Here is a 22,349-nt window from a genome sequence, read left to right as displayed (position 1 = left end):
TTTTATACGGTTTGCGAATTTTCAAGAAAGATATTTACATGTAAATATCTTTCTTTCTTTTAGAGACTATATTTTTTACGTAGCTCTTTCTTATCAACCTTCCCAACACTGGTTTTATCAATACTTTCAACAAATTTTACTTTGAGTAGCATACCTTCACGTGCCATAATGCCTTTTTTGATGAACTCTTTGGCATGGAGAAGTATCTCTTTATCGCTGACGGTGCTATTGGCATCAAGAACAACAAGGGCGAGTGGTCTCTCACCCCATTTATCATCTTCCACGCCAATGACGGCAACTTCTTTGACATGCGGATGTTGGTTAATAATATCTTCGAGCTCCAAAGATGAAACCCATTCACCACCCACTTTGATGATGTCTTTGACGCGATCGGTGATCTTGATATAGCCTTTTTCATCGACATTTGCCATATCTCCCGTATGCAGATACCCTCCATGCCAAAGTATCTCAGAATTTTTTTGGTCTTTGAAATAGCCTTGTGTTAGCCATGGAGAACGTACAACAATCTCACCTGTGCTGATGCCATCTCTTGGAAGAGGTGTCATTTGCTCGTCTACGATTTGCATTTCAACAAGCCCCATAGGACGACCTGTCTTAATGCGGATGTCGCTTTGTGCATCGCAATCTAGCTCAAGCATATCAGGTGTAAGCTGTGCAAGGCTCAAAATTGGGCAGGTCTCACTCATGCCATACCCTGTGAACATATCAATCCCTCTTTTAAGAGCCTCTTTACACATCGCTTTTGGAAGTGCCGCTCCTCCGATAATAACTTTCCATCCTTTGAGATTGACTTCATTTATTTTGGGGGAATTAAAGAGCATGTGCATGATGGTTGGAACACAGTGCGAGAAGGTGACCTTTTCTTTGTCGATAAGTTCTAATAAGAGGTCTGGCATATATCGCCCTGGGTAAACTTGCTTGACACCTAGCATCGTTGCAACATAAGGGAGTCCCCACGCATGGACATGAAACATTGGCGTGATGGGCATATAAACGTCATTTTGTTGAAAATTGCCTTGCCTTGGGGCACTGCCAAGTGTTGCGAGTACGCCTAATGTGTGAAGAACCAGTTGGCGATGGGTAAAGTAAACGCCTTTAGGAAGACCGGTTGTTCCTGTGGTGTAAAAAGTCGTTGCACGCGTGTTTTCATTAAAGTCTGGGAAGTCGAAAAAATCACTCTGTTGTGAAAGAAGCGCTTCGTATTCCCCTTTTACATGTAAAGAGGTTGGAGGTATTTTTTCATCATCCGATAAAACGATAAAACTCTCCACATCAAGCCTTCCTTTGATCTGCTCAAGGACAGGTAACAAATCGGTATGCGCTAAGATAACATCATCTTCTGCATGGTCAATGGTGTAGAGAATCTGTTCAGGCGAGAGGCGAATGTTGATGGTATGAAGCACCGCTCCTAACATGGGAATGGCGAAATAGCACTCTAAATAGCGATGCGAATCATAATCCATGACAGCGACCGTATCGCCAGCTTTAACCCCTAAAGAGGTTAGCATATTGGCAAGTCTGTGAACACGTTTTTTAAAAGTAGCATAGGTGAAACGTTTTTCGCCACGGTAAACGATCTCTTGGTTCGGATCAAAATAGATGGGAGCGTTTAGAATATTTTTAATGAGGAGTTGATAATCATGCGCATAAGGGTTACCCAGTGTTTTTTCGAGCTGCACGAGCTCTCCTTTAGAAAGATTTAGAGTTCAAAAGCGGGACGCATCAAAGATTCGATGGTTTTAAAGTCGTAATGTTGTGAGAAAAAAAGATTGAAAGCAAGTACACCTTGGTACAAAAGCATCTCTTTACCATCTTTACAGGTAAGATGACAGCTTCGTGCCAGATCTAAAAATGGCGTTGGTTTGTTATAAATAACATCAAAAGCATACTTTGATTCTTTAAAAATGCTTTTTAAAAGCTCTTTATCGCACGGATACTCTTCATCTTTTAAACCAGCAGACGTGGTATTGATGATGAGGTCATAAGGCATAGGAGTGAAGGTTTCCCATGTTTTACATGTAAAGCCTTTTGCCTCAAAAAAGGCAAGTCTGGAAGCGGAACGGTTCAAAATTGTGACTTCAATGTCGCGTTCTTTTAAAATCACAGCAATTGCTTTAGCTGTTCCTCCTGCGCCTAAAATAAGGGCATTTCGAATGTATCCAAAACTTTTAATCGCTTCAAAAAACCCTTCGGCATCCGTGTTGTATCCAATGACACGAGACCCTTCTTTCACCAAGGTATTCACTGCACCAATCTCTTTAGCAATGCCCCGTACTTCATCGCATTGAGCAAAGGCTGTTTCTTTATGAGGCACTGTTACATTAGCGCCAGAAAGCCCCATTGCATGAAAAGTAGAAAGAAGTTTTTCAGGCTCTGTGATGGCTTTTCGAATATAACAACCATCAAGTTTAAGTGCTTGTAAGACGGTATTGTGTAGACGAGGAGAGATGGAGTGTGCAACGGGGTAGCCAAAAATACTAAAGAGTAACATATTAAAAGCTACTCTTTAAGATCATCTAAAGAGCTAGTCATGGCTCCTAGTTTATTGGTTACTTCCAAGTATTCAAGCTCGGGTTGGCTATCGGCAACAATGCCAGCACCTGCTTGGAAAATAATCTTTTCGTCATCCAAGTACGCGGTACGAATCATAATACAGCTGTCCATATTGCCATCAAATCCAAAATAACCTGCCGCACCACTGTAGAAACTTCGTTTAATGCCTTCAAAATCGCTAATAAGTTCCATCGCGCGAATTTTGGGTGTTCCTGTCATCGTTCCAGCAGTAAAGGTAGCCGCAAAAAGGTCGAACATGTCATGTTTTGCATCGAGTGTTGCTTCAATGTCACTCACCATGTGCATGACGTGTGAGTAACGCTCCACACGCATCATCTCTTTCACTTTCACACTTCCCACTTTGGCGACGCGTCCAAGGTCGTTGCGTCCAAGATCGATGAGCATTAAATGCTCTGCTCGTTCTTTCTCATCACTGAGCATCTCTTTTTCGTAGGCTTGGTCTTTCTCATAGGTAGAGCCACGTTTGCGTGTTCCAGCAATTGGACGAAGTAAAATGTGTCCATCTTTAAGCCCTATCATGACCTCAGGAGAGCTGCCAATGATGGCAAACTTTGGATAAGAGAGGTAAAACATATAAGGCGATGGATTTTTCTGGCGCAAAATACGATAAAAACTGAGGCGATCAATTTTTGTGTATTGGGTGAAACGGTTTGACATCAAAATCTGAAAGACATCACCACTGCGAATCATCTCTTTGGATTTGTTTACCATCTCAAAAAAATGTTCTTTTGAAAAAGCAAAATTTCCTTTAGATTTATCGACATGCGCTGTTTGAATAGGAATATAAACATGAGGCTCTTTAAGTGCCCCCTCGATCTTATCCATTTGTGCCGCAATCTCTGGAACAAACGTTGTGAGTACGAGCGTATTGGTCTTGTGTGAAAAAGTACAGACCAGTTTTGGTCGCATAAGATCAATGTCAGGGATGTTTATCTCATCTTCGAGCGGATCCATGTGAGATCTTAAACGTGGCTCAAAAATTTTGACGGCATCATATCCGATGTAGCCGATAAACCCATCGACAAAGCCAACACCTAGCTCTTTGGCTTGGTTTTGGTAGCGTGTTTTATCAATCTCTGCATAGCGTTTTTTTAGATAGGTAAAAGGGTTGTTTCCAAGATCGTGGGAGATTCCATTTTCATCGATGTGCGTACTTTTATCGTGTTGGTGGATAATGCGTTCACGTGCGCCAATAAAGAGAAAACTAAAGTTGCCATCGTTGTTATTGATGGCACTTTCAAATAAAAAGCAGAGCTCACCCGAAAAATAACTTTGCAACTTTGCAAAAATCGTAATCGGAGTGAGCTGATCGAAAAGAATTTTACGAGAGTTTAGCACCTTACTTCACCCTGTAAATAAATGCGTTTTTGTTGACACTAGAGCGAATAAGAACAAGAGCACTTTCTGCATCACTTGATTTAGCGTATGGTCCAATAAGAATTTTTGTCACTTTATTGCCATTGACAACGGTGGTATAAAGTTTGTATTCAAACCCTTTGGATTTGATGTCGTTGAGTTGTTTTGCATCAGGTGCAGTTGCAACAGCGCCTACTTGAACATAAATCCCCGCATCGGCATTTCCGCTAGAAGGAGCAGTCGGTGTACTAGATGTAACTTCGGTACTACGAAGCATTGGCTGAGGTTTCGCAGCCTCTTTTTTAGGTTCTTCTTTGACTGTTTTCGTTGGTGTTGCTTCTTTGACTGGAGCAGTAACTGGGACTGTTGTCTCTTTTGTTTTTGCATCAGTGCCTTTTGCTTCTTCTTGCTTTTGAGCTTCTTTTTCTTTAAGGGTTTTGATCATATCTTCAAAACTCTCTTTTTTAGGGTTCTCTTCAATAATTGGTACTTGCTTAAAGAGTTGGTCATCTTTAGGAACTTGTGTCTCTTGTGTTGGTTCTGGCGGTAAAATCAGTTTAGATGCATCTTTGCCTTGATCTTTGTTTGCTAATTTCATACTTGCGAGTGCAACAAGAAATACAAGAATTAAAAAAGCAACTAAAATAAGGATTCGTTTCATTTTAACGGTTTTACTGTCTCCTTTTTCTAAGACAATATCACTGAGCTCATTTCTATTTTCCATCGGTTCTCCTTAGAATGATGTTATACTACATATGCTTCGACCAAGAAGCGCCTCGCTCTTTTTGGTACAAGTCATAAGGCAGTGCCAAAATGTTAAACTCTTTTGGAAGCTCCTGTGTTGGGAACATCCTCCACTCGCGCGGAAGCTTTTGAGAAAGCTTTGCCGAGAGCATTTTAGCGATCTGATACCCCTCTTGCAAGGTAGTATGACCTTTATGAACATACAGATGTAGATGACCCTCCGTTTTACTTTTATACGCAGTAAAATTGATGAATCCCTCTTCTCTAAGCAAAAGTTGTGCCCTATGCCAAAATCGCTCGGTATTTCTTCCATTATAGTCAAAAACAATATTTTCGACCTTATCAAAACGGTTAATCAAAGAGTGAGCAACGGTAATTTTGCCATCAAGATGATCTTTGATGATACTGTTGCTCAATGGCTGATCAATACGCTCATACTTATCAAAAAAGACTCTCCCGCCAAAATCGATCTTTTGGACAATGTTGTCACGTTTAATCCAATAGTGATCGGTAATCATTTTAATGAGAGAGACATCAATATTGTACATAGTTTCCCTTAGTAGGTTGGTCTGTCATAGATGATGAAGTTGCTTGCTAGCGCTTTCATCTCATCTTTGATCTTTACATGTAAAGCTTCATCGTTGATATTGTCTAACACATCAGCGATTTTATTCGCAATAATTTCAAACTCTTTCTCTTTCATACCACGCGCTGTAAGTGCGGGTGAGCCAATGCGAACACCACTGGTGACAAAAGGGCTTCGTGTTTCGCCAGGAACGGTGTTTTTATTGACCGTAATACCTGCGCGACCAAGAGCAAGGTCAGCCTCTTTACCGCTAAATTCTTTGTTCAAGAAAGAGACAAGAACAAGATGGTTGTCTGTGCCACCACTCACGATGTCATAGCCACGTTTGATGAGAACATCTGCCAAAACTTTAGCATTGGCACGTACTTGTTTTGCATACGTTGTCCACTCAGGTTTCAAGTTTTCTGCAAAACCAACCGCTTTGGCTGCAATGACGTGTACTAATGGACCACCTTGAATTCCTGGGAAGATCGCGCTATTGACTTTTTTAGCGATCTCTTCGTCATTGGTAAGGATAATACCGCCACGTGCGCCGCGAAGCGTTTTGTGTGTTGTCGAACTAACCACATGACAGTGAGGGAATGGACTTGGATGCTCACCACCTGCGACTAAACCAGCAATATGTGCGATGTCAGCAAAAAGGTAAGCGCCCACTTCGTCTGCGATCTCTCTAAATTTTGCAAAATCAATCTCTCTTGGGTATGCACTTGCGCCACACACGATCATTTTAGGTTTAACGATATTGGCAATTTCTCTTACTTTGTCATAATTAATGCGACCATCAAGCTCAACACCATAGAAGAAACTTGAATAGGTTTTACCTGAACTACTCACTTTGGCACCGTGCGTTAAGTGACCACCGTGGCTTAAATCCATACCTAAAATTTTGTCATAAGGATTAAGAAGGGCTTGGTAAACACCTTGATTGGCTTGGCTACCGGAGTTTGGTTGAACATTGGCATAGGTACATCCGAAAAGTTTACAGACTCTGTCAATCGCAAGTTGCTCAACAGCGTCCGCAAATTCACAACCACCGTAGTAGCGTTTACCTGGATAACCCTCAGCGTATTTGTTTGTAAAGACACTTCCCATTGCTTCCATAACAGCGGGGTAGGTAAAATTTTCACTGGCAATCATTTCCAAATGGTCACATTGGCGGTGCAACTCTTTTACGGTTAAGTCATAAACAACAGGGTCAACAGTTTTTAAAATACTCATTTTTATTCCTCATCTTTTTGTGTTTGTTCATCATTGTCATTCAGCGGTTTCATCGCTGGGAAAAGAATAACATCTTTGATCGATTGCTCATTGGTTAAAAGCATCGTCAAACGATCAATTCCTAGTCCTTGTCCCGCTGTTGGTGGCAAGCCATAGCCTAGAGCGTAGACGTAATCTTCATCCATCTCATGGGCTTCATCATCACCTGCATTTTTAGCTTGCAACTGTTTTGCAAATCGTTCGTATTGATCCAGAGGATCATTGAGTTCATTAAATCCATTGGCGATCTCTCGCCCCGCAATGAAGAGCTCAAAGCGCTCTGCAATGTTTGGATTTTCTTCACTTCTACGAGCGAGTGGACTAATTTCAATAGGGTAATCAATAATAAAGGTAGGATTGATAAGTTTCTCTTCGACAAAAAGATCAAACAGTTCTTCATAGAGTTTACCAAGACTAAGGTTTGCTTCAACGTTCAAGCCTTTGTCGGTAATATACTTGATAATTTGAGCACGATTATCTAAAATCTCATCAGGAACGCCACCAATTTCACTGAGGGCTGCTCTAAAGGCAATTTTGCGGAATGGTTTTGAAAAATCAATCTCCATTTCACCATAAGGAAGTTTACGTGGAAGTTTGAGTTTTTTAAGCAATACATCGAACATCTCTTCGGTTAAATGCATCAAATCATGGTAATTATGGTATGCCCAGTAAAATTCGATCATCGTAAATTCAGGGTTATGGGTTTGATCCATACCTTCATTTCTAAAGTTACGGTTGATTTCAAAAACAGCTTCAAAACCGCCGACAACAAGGCGTTTGAGGTAAAGTTCAGGTGCAATACGGAGATAACGATCAATACCAAGTGCATTGTGGTGTGTTACAAATGGTTTAGCATTTGCGCCTCCAGCAATGGGGTGCATCATCGGTGTTTCGACCTCTAAAAAGTCTCTCTCTTCAAAGAAGTGACGAATTTCGCTCACGATTTTACTTCTGATTTTAAACGTTCTGCGCACATCGCTATTCATAATCATATCGAGGTAGCGTTTGCGGTAACGAAGCTCTTTATCTTGAAGACCATGGAACTTTTCAGGCAATGGAACAATAGACTTTGTGGCAACCTCTAAGGCTTTTACATGTAAAGAAAGTTCACCTGTTTTAGTAACGAAAGGAAAGCCTGTTACGCTAATAATATCACCCACTTCAACCAGTCTTTTGGCTTCTTCAAACCACTCTTCACCGATAGATTCACGACTAAAATAAATTTGTAATAATCCTTGCTCATCTTCGATTTTTGCAAAAGCAGCTTTGCCCATGTGACGCAAAAATTTGATACGACCTACAACCGTGTTGTTTTTATGTTCATCACGTTTGAGTTCACTCTCAATGACATATTCATAACACTCAAGAAATTCTTTCGTGCTAGTATCTTTGATAATATTGTGCCTATAAGGGTTGCGACCAAGCGCATGGAGCGCTTTTCCCTTTTCGATACGTTGTTGTTGGTATTGGTCTTGAAATATCAAAATCTCGTCCTCTTTTCCTAATGTTTGCTTTTTTGAGCACACTCTTTGCAAAGACCACGTAGTTGCATTAAATGGCTGGTAATGATGAAATGGTTTGCTTTCGCAATTTCAAGTTGTAGTTGTTCGATTTTATCATTTTGAAATTCGATGATGAGTCCACAACTTTTGCAGATCATGTGATCGTGGTGTGGTTTGTTGGCAAGTTCAAATTTTTTACCTGCAACACCAAACGAGATCGAAGTGACCATGTTAGACTCTTCAAGAAGGTTAAGTGTGCGGTACACCGTAGCAATGCCAATATTGAGTTCAGGGTAGGTACTTTTAAGAAAAATATAGAGATCTTCAGGCGTAAAGTGTTCATTTTTTTCATAAAGAGTTTTTAAAACCACTTCACGCTGTTTTGTAAATTTTAGACTATTATTTTTCAATAACTCTTTAAAGCTTGAGAGCAAAGAGTTATATTCAAGATTTTCAAATGTACTCATCATGACCTCTTTTAAGGGTTGGTTTTCTCTTTAGGCTGTAGACTCTCAAACATCGTGTTTGTATCGAGCTTTACAATATAATTGCCCATTTCTAAAAAGAGTGGAAACATCATACTTTTTGCCACATAAGGCTCTATGCGTGATTTGATAAATTCAATATTGCTCAATGTTACAGCAAGTACTGAGAAAACTAAAAATATTTTCATGCTACCAACAACAAAGCCAGCAAGCTTATCGAAGATGCTCAAACCGCTAAGGCTTAAAGCCTGAGCGATAAGATAGCCTAAGAAGATACATGTAATCCAAAAAATAATCAAAACGGCAATAAAACCAAAAAGATACAGCGATGCTTGGTTGCTGAAAGCAAAAAAATTATCATTGATCATTTTGCCAGCAACATGTGCATAGCGAGAAGCAAAGTAAATACCACCAATAATGCCTAAAAGTCCAAAGACCTCTTTAACAAAACCGTTAATAATGCCCTTAATACCTAGAATAAGTACTAATGCGAGTGAAATAATATCAAACATCGAAAAACTTGCCATTAATAGGTGCTCCTGAAACAGTTTTTACCACTTCTTTTGGCTTCATATAAAGCCTTATCTGCTTTGTCTAAAAGCTCATCGGCACTCATATTCTGTTTATGCGAACAAATACCCGCACTGAGTGTCAAATGGATGTCATGGTTTTTATAGAGTAGTTTACTATCACTCGTCTCTTTGATGATGCGATCAACAATTTTAGTAGCTTCATCAAAAGAAGTTCGGTTGAGAATAACCACAAATTCTTCACCACCGTATCGATAAATGCGTGTACCACGGCGAAGGGAGTTTTGAATCAATTTAGATAGAAAAATCAGTGTTTTATCTCCTGCAATATGTCCAAAAGAGTCGTTGATCTGTTTAAAATCATCGGCATCAAACATCACAAGGTGCATATCCATGTCTTTGTCTTGACCAAAGTTCAGTACTTCCTCTAAGTCTTTAACAAGAACTCTTCGGTTATGTGCTTTGGTTAAAGGGTCGATATTGGATTCGCGCTCTAAGCGTTCAACTTCGAGTTTGAGTTTCGCAATTGTCTCATCTGCCGCTTGTAGTTCATGCAATATTTTGCCTTGAAAATTATCAAAGGCTTGCAGCACTTGGTGTGTATCAACACTTTCATAGTCTTTTTTAATATTATCGATATTTATCGATGTTTCATCCGAAATAAATTTGAGGTTATCGTTTGTTTTAACAAACTCTTCTAACCCTTTTTTCATCAGTCCAAAGCACGTCTCACTCACCATCTCTTCTTGTCCAGCATTGGAAAAAAGATAACTGTGCTTTTGGGATAGTTCTATTATCTCAGGATTACCACTTTTTTGTAGTGTTTCGACAAAGGTATCATGATAATATTTTGGATAAGGTGGAATGTTTAAGCTTTTAAGTTTTGCAAATGTTTCTTCTGCAAATTGAAAGATCATTTCTGAAATCTGATTACCATTGTTCATGAATAGGTGCCTTTTTACCCATTGTTTTAGAGTTTTTTATGCTTTAGTATAGCTTGAATAAGCTGTAATCTTAGTAAAACGTGCCTATTATATTCCCATATTATTGAGAAGTTCTTGTGGTTGCGTGGAGTAGCGTATCGCATCTTCTTTGCCAATGAGATTTGCTCGTAGGCATTTCATCATTGCTTGAGTTTGCGTTACCATGCCTGTTTTTTGCTGATTGAGTTGCATTTGAGAGTAGATTTGATGAATTTTATTTTCGCGAATCAAGTTTGCAATAGCTGAATTATTAATCATAATTTCATGCACTGCAATCCTTCCGCCACCAACTTTTGGAAGAAGACTTTGCGAGATAACAGCATGCAGTGAGCTTGCTAGCATATTGCGAACTTGTACTTGCTCAGCACCTTCAAAGCTATCGACAATTCTGTTAATCGTTTGAACTGCAGAGTTGGTATGCAATGTTCCAAGGACTAAGTGCCCCGTTTCCGCTGCAGTAATAGCTGTGCTGATTGTTTCTTGATCTCTCATCTCACCTACGAGAATAATGTCAGGATCTTGACGGAGTGAAAATTTAAGTGCTCTTGCAAAACTTTTGGTGTCTTCGCCCACATTTCGGTGCGAAAAGAGGCACTTTTTATTGGTATGAATAAATTCTACTGGATCTTCAATGGTAATGATATGGCGATGCTCAAAAAGATTAATTTCATTTAATAATGCCGCAAGTGTTGTTGATTTACCACTTCCCGTTGGTCCAGTAACGAGAATAAGCCCTTTTTCACGTTTAATGACATCTTTAAAAACAATAGGGGTATTCAGGTCATCTAAAGAGGGAATTTCAATAGGAATAATTCTAAATGCAGCGGCAAGTTCTCCATTGATTGTATAGTAATAGTTGGCACGAAAACGACCAATGTCTGGGAACATAATCGCAAAGTCAAGTTCTTTATCTTCTTCGAGTTTCTTTTTTTGTTTATCGGTAATAAGTGTATAACAGAGCTCTTCAATAACATTGCCTGTCAGTTTTTCCATATCGAGAGGAACAAGTTTACCATCAATTCTAATTTGTGGTTCACTACGACCTACAAGGTGTAGATCGGACGCTTTGTATGCAACCACATTTTTTAATAATGCTTTAATATTGAGTGAACTCATGACTTGCTTCCCTTTAATGAAGAATTATTCGATGATTTTTGGAACAACAAAAAAGCCACTTTCACTTTGTGGCGCATGATTTAAAATTGTTTTTATAATTTCGTTATTGACACTTGGGATATCTTCACGCAATGGTGTTCCTCCACTAAGTGTCGTAAAGGTCGCTTCTTCACCCTCGAGATTAAGCTCATTAAGGTTTTCAACAAAAGAGACAATTTCACTCAGTTGATTAATAACACCTTCTCTTTTTTCATCACTGATTTTTAAAGAGGAGAGTCTCTCCAGTTTTTGGAGTAGTTCATTGTCAATTTTCATCGGTTTAAAATCCTTAAATCTTTTTAAAAATACGATTATAGCAAATTCTCTTTTGGTGGATACTGAAATGGCATTAGTGGCTTTTTATATTTCTTGTGATAAACTTTGTTATGTTTTTCAAAAATCGCTTATTAAGGATAGTGTTTGGGACTTAAAGAGAATATTCAAGCGGTCAAAGAAGAGATTGGCACGGAAGAACAATTCCTTGAGGGAATGATCAAAGGTGAGCGTTTCTTCAATCGCAATAAAAAATATATTATCTCAGCATTGGTGCTCTTAGCTTTGGGTGCTGGAGGGTATGCAATCAATGACATCATGGCACAGCAGCGTTTAAAAGTTTCCAATGACGCATATCAAGCACTTCTTAAAGATGCCAATAATGCGTCTGCACTTGAAACTCTCAAAGCAAAAAATCCAAAACTGTATGCGATGTTTATTTTTGAAACGGCTTTGGTTAAAGGTGATATTGAAGCACTTAAAAGTGTATCACTTTCTAAAGATAATCCTATCTTAGCAGATTTGGCTACGTATCAACTCTCGCAACTTGATGCCAATGCAACACCAAAAGGAGAGTTACTCTCTGGTATGGTACTTTTGCAAGAAGGGTATGATTTGCTTAAAGAAAAGAAAATAGAAGCGGCGAGGTTGAAATTTGCTCAGATAGAGGCAAATTCTCCACTTAAACAGATTGCAAAAAATCTAGAACACTATCAAGGTTTAAAATAATGAGATACGCAAAAATTGTTTTTTCACTTTTGGCTTTATTATTGGTTGTCAGTGGTTGTGGCACAAAACGACAATATTTTGAACCAGAGTCACTCTCTGGCAAAGTAAGTTACGATGGTTCACTACCAGGATCTATTGTAGATGCAGTCAGAGATGGTGCAACATTGTCTAATGGACAAATTATCACCAAAAAAGGGCTTTCAAATGTTGTTTTACCTGATGGTTTTGTCTACCTTTCAGAAGACAATGGTAGATATGTTGCAGCTTCAAAATGTGGTGCTTTACAAATCGTTGATGCAAATAAAAAAGTGCTCTTTAGTAAAGAATGTGGACGTGCTGTTGCTTCTGCTTCACTTAAAAATAATCTCTTAGCATTGGTTCTTGGATCAAATGAACTTGTTCTTATGGACATTAACGATGGTAAAGAGATGATGCATCTCAAACAAGATGATGTGTATGTCTTAGATTCACGTATCGCTGCACCTTATTTTTTAGGTGACTTGATCGTTTTCCCAACACTCGATGGTAAATTGGTCATTGTTGATGAGCAAACAAAAAAACCGATTCGTGACGTTGTTGTTAGTAATGAGAAATTCTTTGGCAATATTATTTACCTTCAAGTCTTAGGCGATCGTTTGGTTGCTGCGACAAAAAGTAAAGTTGTTTCTATTAGCCCAAAAACAATCAACTTCTTAGAGACGGAAGTCAAAGATGTGATTGTACTTGAAAATCGTATCTTTGTCTTTACCAAAGATGGACGTGTTTTACTTACAGATGCCGATCTTAAAACACTTAAAGAGCGTAAATTTCCTTTCGCAACTTTTTCAGGAACGATTCATGGAGATTTCATTTATATGATTGAGAAGGGTGGTTATGTCATTGCAACAGATTTGGATCTGATTACAACCAATGTATATAAACTTCCAGATGAGATTGAAAGCCATGTATTTACAACCGGTGATACACTGTATTATAAAAATCACTTCTTCAAGCTTAATCGAAAAAAATAGGAATAGGTTGTGTTGCCATCATGAAGGAGATGTTAGAGCGCATTTGTCGCAAGCAGATCGTTTTTACATCTCTGGAGGTGATGGATCCCAAAATGGTTCTTCATACGCGTAAAAAACTCGCTATTTTTAGTGGTGTCGATCGAAACTCTTTTTACCATCTTATCTTTCGTCCCGAGCAAAAAAGTAGATTTTTGCTTAAACATGTTCAAGAAATTCTTGGATTTACCACTACATTAGAATTACATGTAAAGCATTGTTATAAGCATAAACATTTGTTATTGCAAGCTCCATTATGCTCAAAAGCTGCTTTTCTTCTTCATGAAAATGGCTGGAAGGTTTACGATGATCTTATGTGATATTGGTAATTCAAATGCTGATTTTTATCAAGATGGAAAAGTGTGGAGTCTTTCACATAAGCAGTTTAAAGAGTTTTCAACAAAAGAGAAAGTCTATTATATTTGCGTCAATGATGCTCTTAAAAGCTCCCTTCAAAGCAAACATAATTTTATTGACTTGGAGCCATATTTTGAGTTTGACACGATTTATCAAGGTATGGGGATTGATCGTATTGCCGCATGCTGTACCATCGAAGATGGAATGATTGTTGACGCAGGGAGTGCCATTACGGTTGACATTATGTCAGGAGGGATGCATCTAGGAGGATTTATTCTGCCAGGTTTGGTTGCTTATGAGAAGTGTTATGCTTCGATTTCTCCACGCTTGAATTTACAAGTTAATCCGAGCATAGCCTTGGATGCCTTACCTCAAAAAACAAACGATGCTATTTCATACGGCATCATTAAGTCAATTGTTATGCTTTTGGAAGTTACATGTAAAGATAAAAGAATCTTTTTTACAGGCGGTGATGGGAAGTTTTTTTCTAAATTTTTTAGTAATGCGATTTTTGATCGTACGCTTATTTTTAGAGGAATGCTCAAAGCCATTAGAGAAGCACATTTAGAACAGTAACGATATGAAAATTAGAGGCAAGCTTCAGTACAATAGTGGCCGCCGAGCGTAGATTTAAAACCTATAAATAGAAAAGGGAAAAGTATGTTAACAGTGGCATTGCCAAAGGGTAGAATTGCAGAAGAAACGTTAGAAATTTTTGAAAAAATTTTTGGAACAGCCTTTCGTTTTGATGATCGAAAATTGATCTTAGAAGCAGACGGTTTTCGATTTTTATTGGTTAGAAACCAAGATGTCCCTGCTTATGTTTTACACCAATCAGCTGATATTGGGGTTGTAGGTTTGGATGTTTTAGAAGAAAAAGATGAAGATTTGCTTCGTTTGCTTGATCTTGGCATTGGAAAGTGCAAAGTGTGTGTAGGTATTCAAGAGGGCAAAGAGATTGATTACAGTGCGCCTGAGCTTAAAGTGGCGACTAAAATGACTAACATTGCGCAGAAGTATTTTTCTAAAAAAGCAATGGCGGTTGATATTATTAAGCTTTATGGCTCTATTGAATTAGCACCGCTTGTGGGGCTTTCTGACGTAATTGTCGATATTGTCGAGACAGGAAGTACCATGAAGCAAAATGGGCTCAAAGTGGTTGAAACAATTTTGGATTCATCTGCTTATTTGATTGCTAATAAAAATAGTTTTATCGAGAAAAAAGAAGAAATTACGTCGCTGTATCACAAAATCAATGAAGTTATTCAACGAAGTTGCTGATCAAAAAAGATCAGCAACTTTCGCTATTTTACTACTTAAATCATGCTCTCTAATAGGTTTAACTAAAAAATCAAAAGCGCCATGATCAAATGCTTCGTGCTTTCGTGTCTCATCTGTCGTTAAAACGATAACGGGAAGCTTCTTAAATTCAATCATCGACTGAATATTCGTTAGAAATTCAATACCATCCATGACAGGCATTTTAATGTCTAAAAGAACAAGATCAATATCGCCTTGTGTTTTTAAGAGATTAATGGCATCTAGCCCATTGGTTGCTTCAATAATAATACCAACTTGTGTGTTCTTACGTAACATGGAACTAATGAGTTTAAGATTGATAAAATCATCGTCAACGGCTAGAATTTTTAATTGCTTTTCCATATACTCAGCCTTTTAAATAAACTTGTGGATCAATATCTCAAGGTCTTTTTTGCTAATTTGGTTTGGTAAAATAGCATCAAAGGCAACAGTAGAATCTTGGTTCTTATCTTTTGGATCAACAAACATAATCGTATTGATTTTACCTGCTTGTTGGTGCTCTGCGACAGATACCATCCATGTTAAAAATGTTTGAGCGTCCTCTAAGAGCATTTCTTTATCAAAAAGTACAATCCTGTAATGCTCGGATTCGATTTTTTGTTTAAAATCATTAAACGAAACAGCCGCATCGACTTGTTCACACATTTTACTTAAAACACTCGTAAAAATTTTAGTTTCAATAGGACTTTTTTTCAAAACAAGAATATCTTTCATGGCGATAGATGGTTCTGTTATCAAAGGTGTAGGTAACTCGTCTTCTTGCGAAGGAATGGATATGTCTTGACTTGCTTCTTCGCTTGGAGCCTCTTCTTCAATGCTTAAAGTAGGTGCTACTTCATCTTCTGTGTTGAGTATAGGCATCGTAACGAGTTTGACTTCAGCAGTTTCCTCTTCTTGCGCAGTATAGTCAATTTTATCTTGGATAAAAAGATTAAGAATACTGATGATGCTGTCTTTTTTAATTGGTTTGGTGATGTATTCATCCAACCCTTCTTTCATAAAACGCTCACGATCACCTTTAAGTGCATTAGCCGTAATGGCAACAATCGGGATGTGTGGAAGATGATTTTTCTCTTCATATTCTAAAATTTTGTGGGTTGATTCAATACCGTCCATCACAGGCATTGCAATATCCATGAAGATCATATCAAAATTTTCACTACGTCTTCGCTCTAAGGCTTGTAAACCGTTAGGAACGATAGTAATATTAAGTCCTAAGTCTTCAAGGGTTCTACGGATCAATTTTTGATTAATCTCATTATCTTCTGCAACAAGAACATTGGCTTTAAATTTTTTGCCAAAAGTTGCTTTTTGCAGTGGTTGTGGTTCAACACGGTCATCTTTAGTAGGTAAAAACTCACGTTTGGATTCTAATGCTTTGACCAATTTAGAGACGTTAATAGGCTCATACATAGGTGTAATATATTTTGTATTGTATTCGTTGTATTTAGATTGTTGTGAGGATTTAAAGATTAAGATAATAGGCAATTTAATCTTTTTATACTCCTCAAGTTCTTCTTTGGTGAGGTTATTGTAATCAGCTACAATGATATTACTACCCGCTTTAAAGATAAGGTTTTTAAGAGCAGGGAAATCAGTATAATATTTTGCATGTGCGCCAAAATAGGTAAAGTAGTCATACATAAATTCTGTATGTGCTTTTGTACTATTGAGTGGAGAGTAGATGGCACAGTTGAAGTCACTAAAATGATCTTTATAGTCGGTACCACTGGCTGTAGATTCAACAAGGTCAAGCACAAAGAAGAAGCGACTACCTTTGCCTTCTTCACTCTCAACATCTAAGCGTCCACCCATAAGTGAGATGTATTTAGATGAGATTGTAAGACCAAGTCCTGTACCTCCAAATTTACGTGTGATGGTTGAATCGGCTTGGTTAAAGGCATCAAAAATACCCTCAATTTTATCTTGATGAATACCAATACCAGAATCTTGTACACTAAAGAGTACGCGTGCTTTATCAAGCGGTGCATTGTCCATACGTTTAATTTCAACAGTAATTTGACCGTTATTTGGGGTAAATTTAACCGCGTTACTCATAAGGTTAATCAAAACCTCTTTGATTTTAACAGCATCACCTTTGAGGTAGTTGTGCAGACTTGGATCAATATATAAAGAGAGTTGAATATTTTTCTCAGCAGCCTTAGGTCCATACACTTCAACGGCATTTTCAAATTCATCAATAGGTGAGAAAAGAATTTCATCAATCTCGATTTTATTACTTTCGACTTTAGAAAGATCAAGAATATTGTTAATAATCGCCAAAAGATTTTCAGAACTTTTTTCAATAACATCAACAAATTCGCGTTTTTCTTCATCTAAATCAGAGTTCTTTAAGAGCTCTGTAAAGCCAATAATACCGTTAAGCGGTGTTCTGATTTCATGTGACATGTTGGCGAGGAAGATACTTTTTGCAGCACTTGCTTCTTCCGCATTTTTCTTCTCTTTAGCAATGTTTTCAATCGCTCTATCAATAATGCCATAAGCGACGTTCATACCCTCTGCCGTGTTAAAGTCAACCTTCTCTTTGGTTTCAGCGAGCTCTTCGACACGTGTGAAGATATTTTCAAGCCCTTGAACGTTTTTCCTAAATTGACCTGAAAGTCCGAAACCTAAGAACATCAAAATAATAGAAAGAACCCATGTGATAGCAGCACCAATGAGCTGGCCAATATTTTGGTTATCATAGCTTTTCTCTTCAGCATTAAGAGAGATTTTAATAATTTGAGCGGATTTATCAAGAATATCAATTTTTTTCGTTAAAAGTCCAAACCATAATGTTGGGTCGATTAAGTATTCACCACTTTGCGCTGCGGTAATAAGTTCAGCTTTAACTTGGGTGATTTCTTCCTCAAGCTTGATATTATCAGGTAGTTTATAGAGATTTTCGATTTGGGTACGTGTTGATTTGTCATTGATGGTTGTATGATCAAAAATGTTGGAAACACCAAAAATATTGATCCAAATTTCAAGATCTTTAGGGCTGAAAGGAACATACTGGCTCAGAATTTTAGAAACGAAACCTCTTTCTTGTCCTAGATATTCAATATTTTTATAGGCTGAAACCAATGAATAGGTGAGGTTGGAAATATTTGAGTTGGAATTAATTGTTCCGATGGTTTCGAGTTCTTTTAAAAGAAATGTGTTAATTTGGCTATAGTAATCAAAGAACATTTTATTGAAATCAACGGTGAAATTATCTACCGCTTGTCTCATGTCGCCAATTTTATTAATATAGAGAATGGTATTTTTAATATTTGGAGTTACTTCATGTGTTTGATAAAAATTATGAAATTCTGTGATAGCTTTTGTAACTGCAACACGTTGTTCTTGAAGGGCTTCTTTTGCGATACTTCCTTGACTGGAAATATACGAAGCGCTAAGACCCCTCTCTTTGGCAAGTTCGATGGACAGTGCGCTCAAAACTTTGGTACTTTCAATCTTGTTTTTAAGTGTTAACGTTGTATCAAATTGGGTATATGACAGAAAGAGAAAGTAACTCGAAAAGATAAAAAGGATAATCAGAGGATATTGACTGATAAGCCTTAGCGTATGCTGGGTCGTTAATTTCATGGTCGGCGTCCTTTATTAACTGTTTAATAGTATGTTGTAGGCAGAAGCGATCTCTTTACATGTAACGCTTTCTTTCGCCCCTTGATTCAGAAGCGAAATAGCTTCATCATGTTTGACGCGATTTTTGAGATAGGCTTCGGCTAGGTAACATTTTGCCTTGACATTGCCTTTCATCACCGCTTGTTCTAAGTAGGGAATAGCAAGAGAGGGATTGGCATCGACTCCTTCGCCATAAAGGTAAATCTTTCCAAGATAAAAATACCCTTGAATTGAATTTTCTTTTTTAATAGAGAGTTCGAAAAGCTCTTTTGCTTGTGCAAGGTTATTGCTTTTATAGGCGATCATTGCATCTCTAAAATAATCTGCGAAGACAGATGATGCGAGAAGAAGTAAACATAGCAATAATCTTTTCATAAAACACTCTCCTTAAAGCGTGCAATTGCTTCTTGAAGATTTGTTAATGTTTGGAGGATCTCTTCTTTTGTGTCAAACTCTAAACTGGTTTCTAAATGTTCGAAGTGATGATAGAGTGAAATAATTTGCAAATGAAGTGCAACACTTTTAAGTTTGGCTATCTCTTCTTTAGCACTGGTTCGATTATTGGCATTGATGGCTTGGGATAGTAGAGGCATTGTTGTATCCAAAGAATTGACATACTCTTCCAAAATTTGAGCTAAGGTACTAATATCAAGTCCTAGTTCGTCAGCACATTCAGAGAGGTCAAATGTTTCTTCCTCAGCAATAGCTGGCGTTGGTACTCTTAATTCTTCAACATGGAGTGTAGGATCTTCTAAAAGGTCTTCTTGTTTATCTTCAGGGTAGCTCTCAAGAGGTGGAACAAAATCAAGATCGTTGATTTGAATTTGGTCAATCGAATGATACTCGAGTGGTTCACTTTCTTCAGATTTTTCTTGTGTTTTTGGCTCTTCCAAAATCGTATCGTCAAACTTGAGTTTAAAATCAAATGTTTCTTCTGCTTGTGGTACGGAAGTTACGGGTGTAAAGGTAATTTCACTCTCTTGCTGAGGCATAATGCTCGCTGTTTCGGTAGTCGTAGCAAAAAGTGGTGTGGTATAATCTTCTTCTACCGTAGAAGTAGATGGAATCAGTGGTGCATCGAAGCTGATGCTTGTGCCTAAAGAAGTTGGTGCATCTTCGATAAAAGACTCTTCTTGTATGAGTGAAGATGAAGGCTCATCGGCTCCTGGTTCAAACGTTTGAGACTTATTGAGAGAAATAGGTAGGTCATGTTTGAAAGGAGTGTTACTGAGTTCAACGCTAAAAAATTGTGTTGAACCGTTGATCTCTTTTTGAAGGTATATTTCACTGATAGTAAGTGACGTTTCGATCTCTTTGCCATTTTTGGTACGAATCAAAACGCGCTTATTGGGCGTGCCACTATGCTGCGCGTAATCAATCCACGAGAAGTTCTTAAACTTGAAGATAAAGCCAGGTTTGTTCACAAAGAGATCAGCAAAATCGTTATGATAATTACGAAACTCTTCCATATCCTCATACCCTAAAAGGTACAACTCTTGGTTTCCCATTCCTAGAAACAGACCACTTTTATCGTAAAGTATCAAATGACGATCCTTTCGTGAACGTTAAAAAGTCAATTTTAACTCACTTATACTTAAAACTAACCTACTTTCTTAAGCAATGAAATAGATTGGCACCGACCTTTTTACCAATGGTTACCTCTAGTTCTTCCTGCTCTGCGTTGTAAATAGCTTCAAATGTCCCAAAATAAAGTAGCAGTTTTTTGATAGTTGCGGTACCTATTCCTTCGATTTTTAGAAGTTCTAAACTCATATCACGACCTCGTTTTTTCTTCTGGTGATAGGTGATGGCAAAGCGGTGTGCTTCATCGCGAAGTCTTTGAATAAACTGCAAACGCTTATCACTTGGTGGCAGATGAAACGATTGGTTTTGGTTGTAGAGAAGGTCGTGCGCACTCCCTTTTGCACGGTGCGCTTTGGCATCTCGCTTTTCTTTGGCAATGGCAAGTAAATCGACATACAAACCTTTTTGAGCGAGCAAACTTTTGGCAAGTTTAAGAATCGTTTCACCACCATCAAGTACCCAAAGATCAGGGGGCGATTCTTTGGAAAAATCATTAATACGGCGCTCTAACATCTCTTTCATTTGTGCGTATTCATCTTCATGGTGGAGTTCATAACGGCGGTAACTTGACTTATCAAATCCATCATCCCATACCACCATACCACCCACGGGAGATTTACCTCCAAGATGGGAATTATCAAAGATTTCAATGCGTTTAGGAAGTGAAATCAGATCAAAAAGTTTTTGAATTTGCTCTGGTAATGTTGTTGGGTTTTTCGTAATATTTTGCAGTAAAAGTGTTTTAGCATTTTCATGAGCAATGGATATTAGATGCAGTTTTTCACCTCTTTGCGGTGCGCTAATGGTGATTTTTTGTCCAAATTTTTCACTTAAAAATTGAGCCATATCTTCTTGTTCACTAAAGGATTCAGCAATGAGGATTTGCTTGGCAAACGTTTGATTCATAGGGTTGTAAAACTCAAAAAGAGAACGTTGATAAAGCTCATCTTTTTCAAAACCGTAGGCGTTGTGCATCAGCGTATGAGAGGTTGAAACGATTTTGCCTTCACGGATAAAAAGACGCATCACCACCGCCACCTTTTCCATGATCTCAACCGCAAAAACATCGTAATCTTCGAGTTTTGAAAGCTCCACATGAGTTACATGTAAAGCGTCTTTGATAGAGTTTATAATGTCACGAAGTTTGGCTGCCTCTTCAAAATTGAGCTTCATGGATGCCTCTTCCATCTTTACATGTAAAAGATTCACGAGCTTTTTTTGATCGTTTAAAGACTCCAATGCTTCTTGCACGATTTTGGCATAAGTCACCATGTCAACTTTTTGTTCACATGGCGCTAAACAACGATGGATTTGGTGAAAAAGGCACGCTTTTTTACCTTTTAAACATCCTCTTTTTTGAACTAAAGGAAAAGCCAAATAGAGTGCTTCTAAAAGCGCTTTGGCAGAACCTGAGAGCGGGCCAAAATATTTGATATGCTTGTCATTGACAATTTTACGTGTGATCTCAAAACGAGGGAAAGGTTCAGAAAGATTGATGGCAATGTAAGGGTAGGTTTTATCATCTCTTAGAAGAATATTATATTTGGGCTTGAGCTGTTTAATCAGAGAGTTTTCTAAAATGAGTGCGTCATGTTCACTTTGCACGACAATATACTCGACATTGTCAACTTCACTGATCATTTTTGCAATGCGAGGTGAAAGATTGGGAGCGGCACTTAGTTCACCAGAAAAGCGAAAATAACTCTTGACACGATTTTTAATGCTTTTGGCTTTGCCGACATACAAAAGCATTCCCTGCGCATTAAAGTATTGATAAATGCCCGCATTGTGCGGCGCGTTTTTAAGTTTTTGGGCTAGCATGATCGGTTTTTGGCAATGGTCTCTTTAATCGCTTCAAAAAGGGAACGTAGTTTTTCATCTTCGCACAGTGTTTCAAAGGCTCCGCTAGCTTGTTCTGGGTAAAAAATTTCTGAATTGGCAGAGACAATCAAAGCTTCTTCTTCACTTTTTTGATTGGTGACAAAGGCTTGAACTTCTTTTACATGTAAACATGAACATTCTGGGAAATGGGCAAGAAGTTCTTTTAATAGACTCTTTATTAAATTACGTTTATAATTAAACTCCATTTTGGCGCAAGGATGATTGAGTACAAAAAAGAGCGTTTCGTTTTTGGTGTACACAAAGCGTATCATGCTTGTGAAGCTTTTGGGTAACAAACTGAGCAATCTGTCATAGCAACGCACCTGCTCATATTTC

General features: G+C 38.1%; 23 protein-coding genes. 5 read left to right on the top strand and 18 right to left on the bottom strand.

Annotation, left to right across the window (positions count from 1 at the left end):
* Positions 1–59 precede the first annotated feature (59 nt).
* The 12 genes from N0B29_RS01215 to gatC form a co-directional block, all read right to left on the bottom strand.
* On the bottom strand, positions 60–1,700 hold the full coding sequence (locus N0B29_RS01215; protein WP_263831884.1) for a fatty acid--CoA ligase: 1,641 nt from the start codon (positions 1,698–1,700) through the stop codon (positions 60–62).
* Positions 1,701–1,720: 20 nt separating this feature from the next.
* Positions 1,721–2,512: a shikimate dehydrogenase gene (locus N0B29_RS01210; protein ID WP_263831883.1), complete on the bottom strand. Its 792-nt coding sequence runs from the start codon at positions 2,510–2,512 to the stop codon at positions 1,721–1,723.
* 8 nt (positions 2,513–2,520) lie between these two features.
* The gene (locus tag N0B29_RS01205) at positions 2,521–3,933 is read right to left on the bottom strand and encodes an anthranilate synthase component I family protein (RefSeq protein ID WP_263831882.1); all 1,413 of its coding nucleotides are present in this window, start codon (positions 3,931–3,933) and stop codon (positions 2,521–2,523) included.
* Position 3,934: 1 nt separating this feature from the next.
* On the bottom strand, positions 3,935–4,675 hold the full coding sequence (locus tag N0B29_RS01200; RefSeq protein ID WP_263831881.1) for an SPOR domain-containing protein: 741 nt from the start codon (positions 4,673–4,675) through the stop codon (positions 3,935–3,937).
* Positions 4,676–4,700: 25 nt separating this feature from the next.
* Positions 4,701–5,243 carry a DUF1882 domain-containing protein gene (locus N0B29_RS01195; RefSeq protein WP_041956804.1) on the bottom strand — a complete coding sequence of 181 codons (543 nt, stop codon included), beginning with the start codon at positions 5,241–5,243 and terminating at the stop codon, positions 4,701–4,703.
* Between the two features lie 8 nt (positions 5,244–5,251).
* Positions 5,252–6,499: a serine hydroxymethyltransferase gene (locus tag N0B29_RS01190; RefSeq protein ID WP_263831880.1), complete on the bottom strand. Its 1,248-nt coding sequence runs from the start codon at positions 6,497–6,499 to the stop codon at positions 5,252–5,254.
* A gap of 2 nt (positions 6,500–6,501) precedes the next feature.
* Positions 6,502–8,019, bottom strand: coding sequence for a lysine--tRNA ligase (gene lysS / locus N0B29_RS01185; RefSeq protein WP_263832480.1), 1,518 nt, complete (start codon positions 8,017–8,019; stop codon positions 6,502–6,504).
* Positions 8,020–8,039: 20 nt separating this feature from the next.
* Positions 8,040–8,507 (bottom strand): Fur family transcriptional regulator, encoded by a 468-nt coding sequence (locus N0B29_RS01180; RefSeq protein ID WP_263831879.1) that lies wholly within the window; start codon positions 8,505–8,507, stop codon positions 8,040–8,042.
* 11 nt (positions 8,508–8,518) lie between these two features.
* The gene (locus N0B29_RS01175) at positions 8,519–9,052 is read right to left on the bottom strand and encodes a CvpA family protein (RefSeq protein ID WP_263831878.1); all 534 of its coding nucleotides are present in this window, start codon (positions 9,050–9,052) and stop codon (positions 8,519–8,521) included.
* On the bottom strand, positions 9,052–9,999 hold the full coding sequence (locus tag N0B29_RS01170; RefSeq protein WP_263831877.1) for a GGDEF domain-containing protein: 948 nt from the start codon (positions 9,997–9,999) through the stop codon (positions 9,052–9,054). The genes N0B29_RS01175 and N0B29_RS01170 overlap by 1 nt, the downstream gene beginning before the upstream one ends.
* Positions 10,000–10,086: 87 nt before the next feature.
* Positions 10,087–11,154: a type IV pilus twitching motility protein PilT gene (locus N0B29_RS01165; protein WP_263831876.1), complete on the bottom strand. Its 1,068-nt coding sequence runs from the start codon at positions 11,152–11,154 to the stop codon at positions 10,087–10,089.
* 24 nt (positions 11,155–11,178) lie between these two features.
* On the bottom strand, positions 11,179–11,469 hold the full coding sequence (gatC, locus tag N0B29_RS01160; RefSeq protein WP_263831875.1) for an Asp-tRNA(Asn)/Glu-tRNA(Gln) amidotransferase subunit GatC: 291 nt from the start codon (positions 11,467–11,469) through the stop codon (positions 11,179–11,181).
* 144 nt (positions 11,470–11,613) lie between these two features.
* On the opposite strand from gatC, the gene N0B29_RS01155 reads away from it, so the two are divergent.
* The 5 genes from N0B29_RS01155 (at position 11,614) to hisG (ending at position 14,879) form a co-directional block, all read left to right on the top strand.
* A complete protein-coding gene (locus N0B29_RS01155; protein ID WP_263831874.1) occupies positions 11,614–12,195 on the top strand; it encodes a hypothetical protein in 582 nt (193 codons plus the stop codon).
* Entirely contained in the window at positions 12,195–13,205 is a 1,011-nt protein-coding gene (locus tag N0B29_RS01150) for an outer membrane protein assembly factor BamB family protein (protein WP_263831873.1), read from the top strand. Before N0B29_RS01155 ends, N0B29_RS01150 begins: the two co-directional genes overlap by 1 nt.
* 29 nt (positions 13,206–13,234) lie before the next feature.
* Positions 13,235–13,561, top strand: coding sequence for a hypothetical protein (locus N0B29_RS01145; protein ID WP_263831872.1), 327 nt, complete (start codon positions 13,235–13,237; stop codon positions 13,559–13,561).
* Positions 13,548–14,174 (top strand): type III pantothenate kinase, encoded by a 627-nt coding sequence (locus N0B29_RS01140; protein WP_263831871.1) that lies wholly within the window; start codon positions 13,548–13,550, stop codon positions 14,172–14,174. Before N0B29_RS01145 ends, N0B29_RS01140 begins: the two co-directional genes overlap by 14 nt.
* Before the next feature lie 84 nt (positions 14,175–14,258).
* Entirely contained in the window at positions 14,259–14,879 is a 621-nt protein-coding gene (gene hisG, locus N0B29_RS01135) for an ATP phosphoribosyltransferase (RefSeq protein WP_263831870.1), read from the top strand.
* Here hisG and N0B29_RS01130 read toward each other — a convergent pair whose 3' ends face one another.
* The 6 genes from N0B29_RS01130 to N0B29_RS01105 form a co-directional block, all read right to left on the bottom strand.
* Positions 14,880–15,260, bottom strand: coding sequence for a response regulator (locus N0B29_RS01130; RefSeq protein ID WP_263831869.1), 381 nt, complete (start codon positions 15,258–15,260; stop codon positions 14,880–14,882).
* A gap of 12 nt (positions 15,261–15,272) precedes the next feature.
* Positions 15,273–18,509: an ATP-binding protein gene (locus N0B29_RS01125; RefSeq protein WP_263831868.1), complete on the bottom strand. Its 3,237-nt coding sequence runs from the start codon at positions 18,507–18,509 to the stop codon at positions 15,273–15,275.
* 15 nt (positions 18,510–18,524) lie between these two features.
* Positions 18,525–18,923, bottom strand: a complete 399-nt coding sequence (locus N0B29_RS01120; RefSeq protein WP_263831867.1) for an SEL1-like repeat protein — start codon at positions 18,921–18,923, stop codon at positions 18,525–18,527.
* Positions 18,920–20,092 carry an Hpt domain-containing protein gene (locus tag N0B29_RS01115; protein WP_263831866.1) on the bottom strand — a complete coding sequence of 391 codons (1,173 nt, stop codon included), beginning with the start codon at positions 20,090–20,092 and terminating at the stop codon, positions 18,920–18,922. The genes N0B29_RS01120 and N0B29_RS01115 overlap by 4 nt, the downstream gene beginning before the upstream one ends.
* Before the next feature lie 61 nt (positions 20,093–20,153).
* Positions 20,154–21,953, bottom strand: a complete 1,800-nt coding sequence (gene uvrC, locus N0B29_RS01110) for an excinuclease ABC subunit UvrC (RefSeq protein ID WP_438874152.1) — start codon at positions 21,951–21,953, stop codon at positions 20,154–20,156.
* Positions 21,947–22,285 (bottom strand): hypothetical protein, encoded by a 339-nt coding sequence (locus tag N0B29_RS01105; protein ID WP_263831865.1) that lies wholly within the window; start codon positions 22,283–22,285, stop codon positions 21,947–21,949. The genes uvrC and N0B29_RS01105 overlap by 7 nt, the downstream gene beginning before the upstream one ends.
* Between the last annotated feature and the right edge of the window lie 64 nt (positions 22,286–22,349).

The organism is Sulfurospirillum oryzae (genome assembly GCF_025770725.1).
Classification (GTDB): Bacteria; Campylobacterota; Campylobacteria; order Campylobacterales; family Sulfurospirillaceae; genus Sulfurospirillum; species Sulfurospirillum oryzae.
This window is presented reverse-complemented; position numbering and strand designations above follow the sequence as displayed.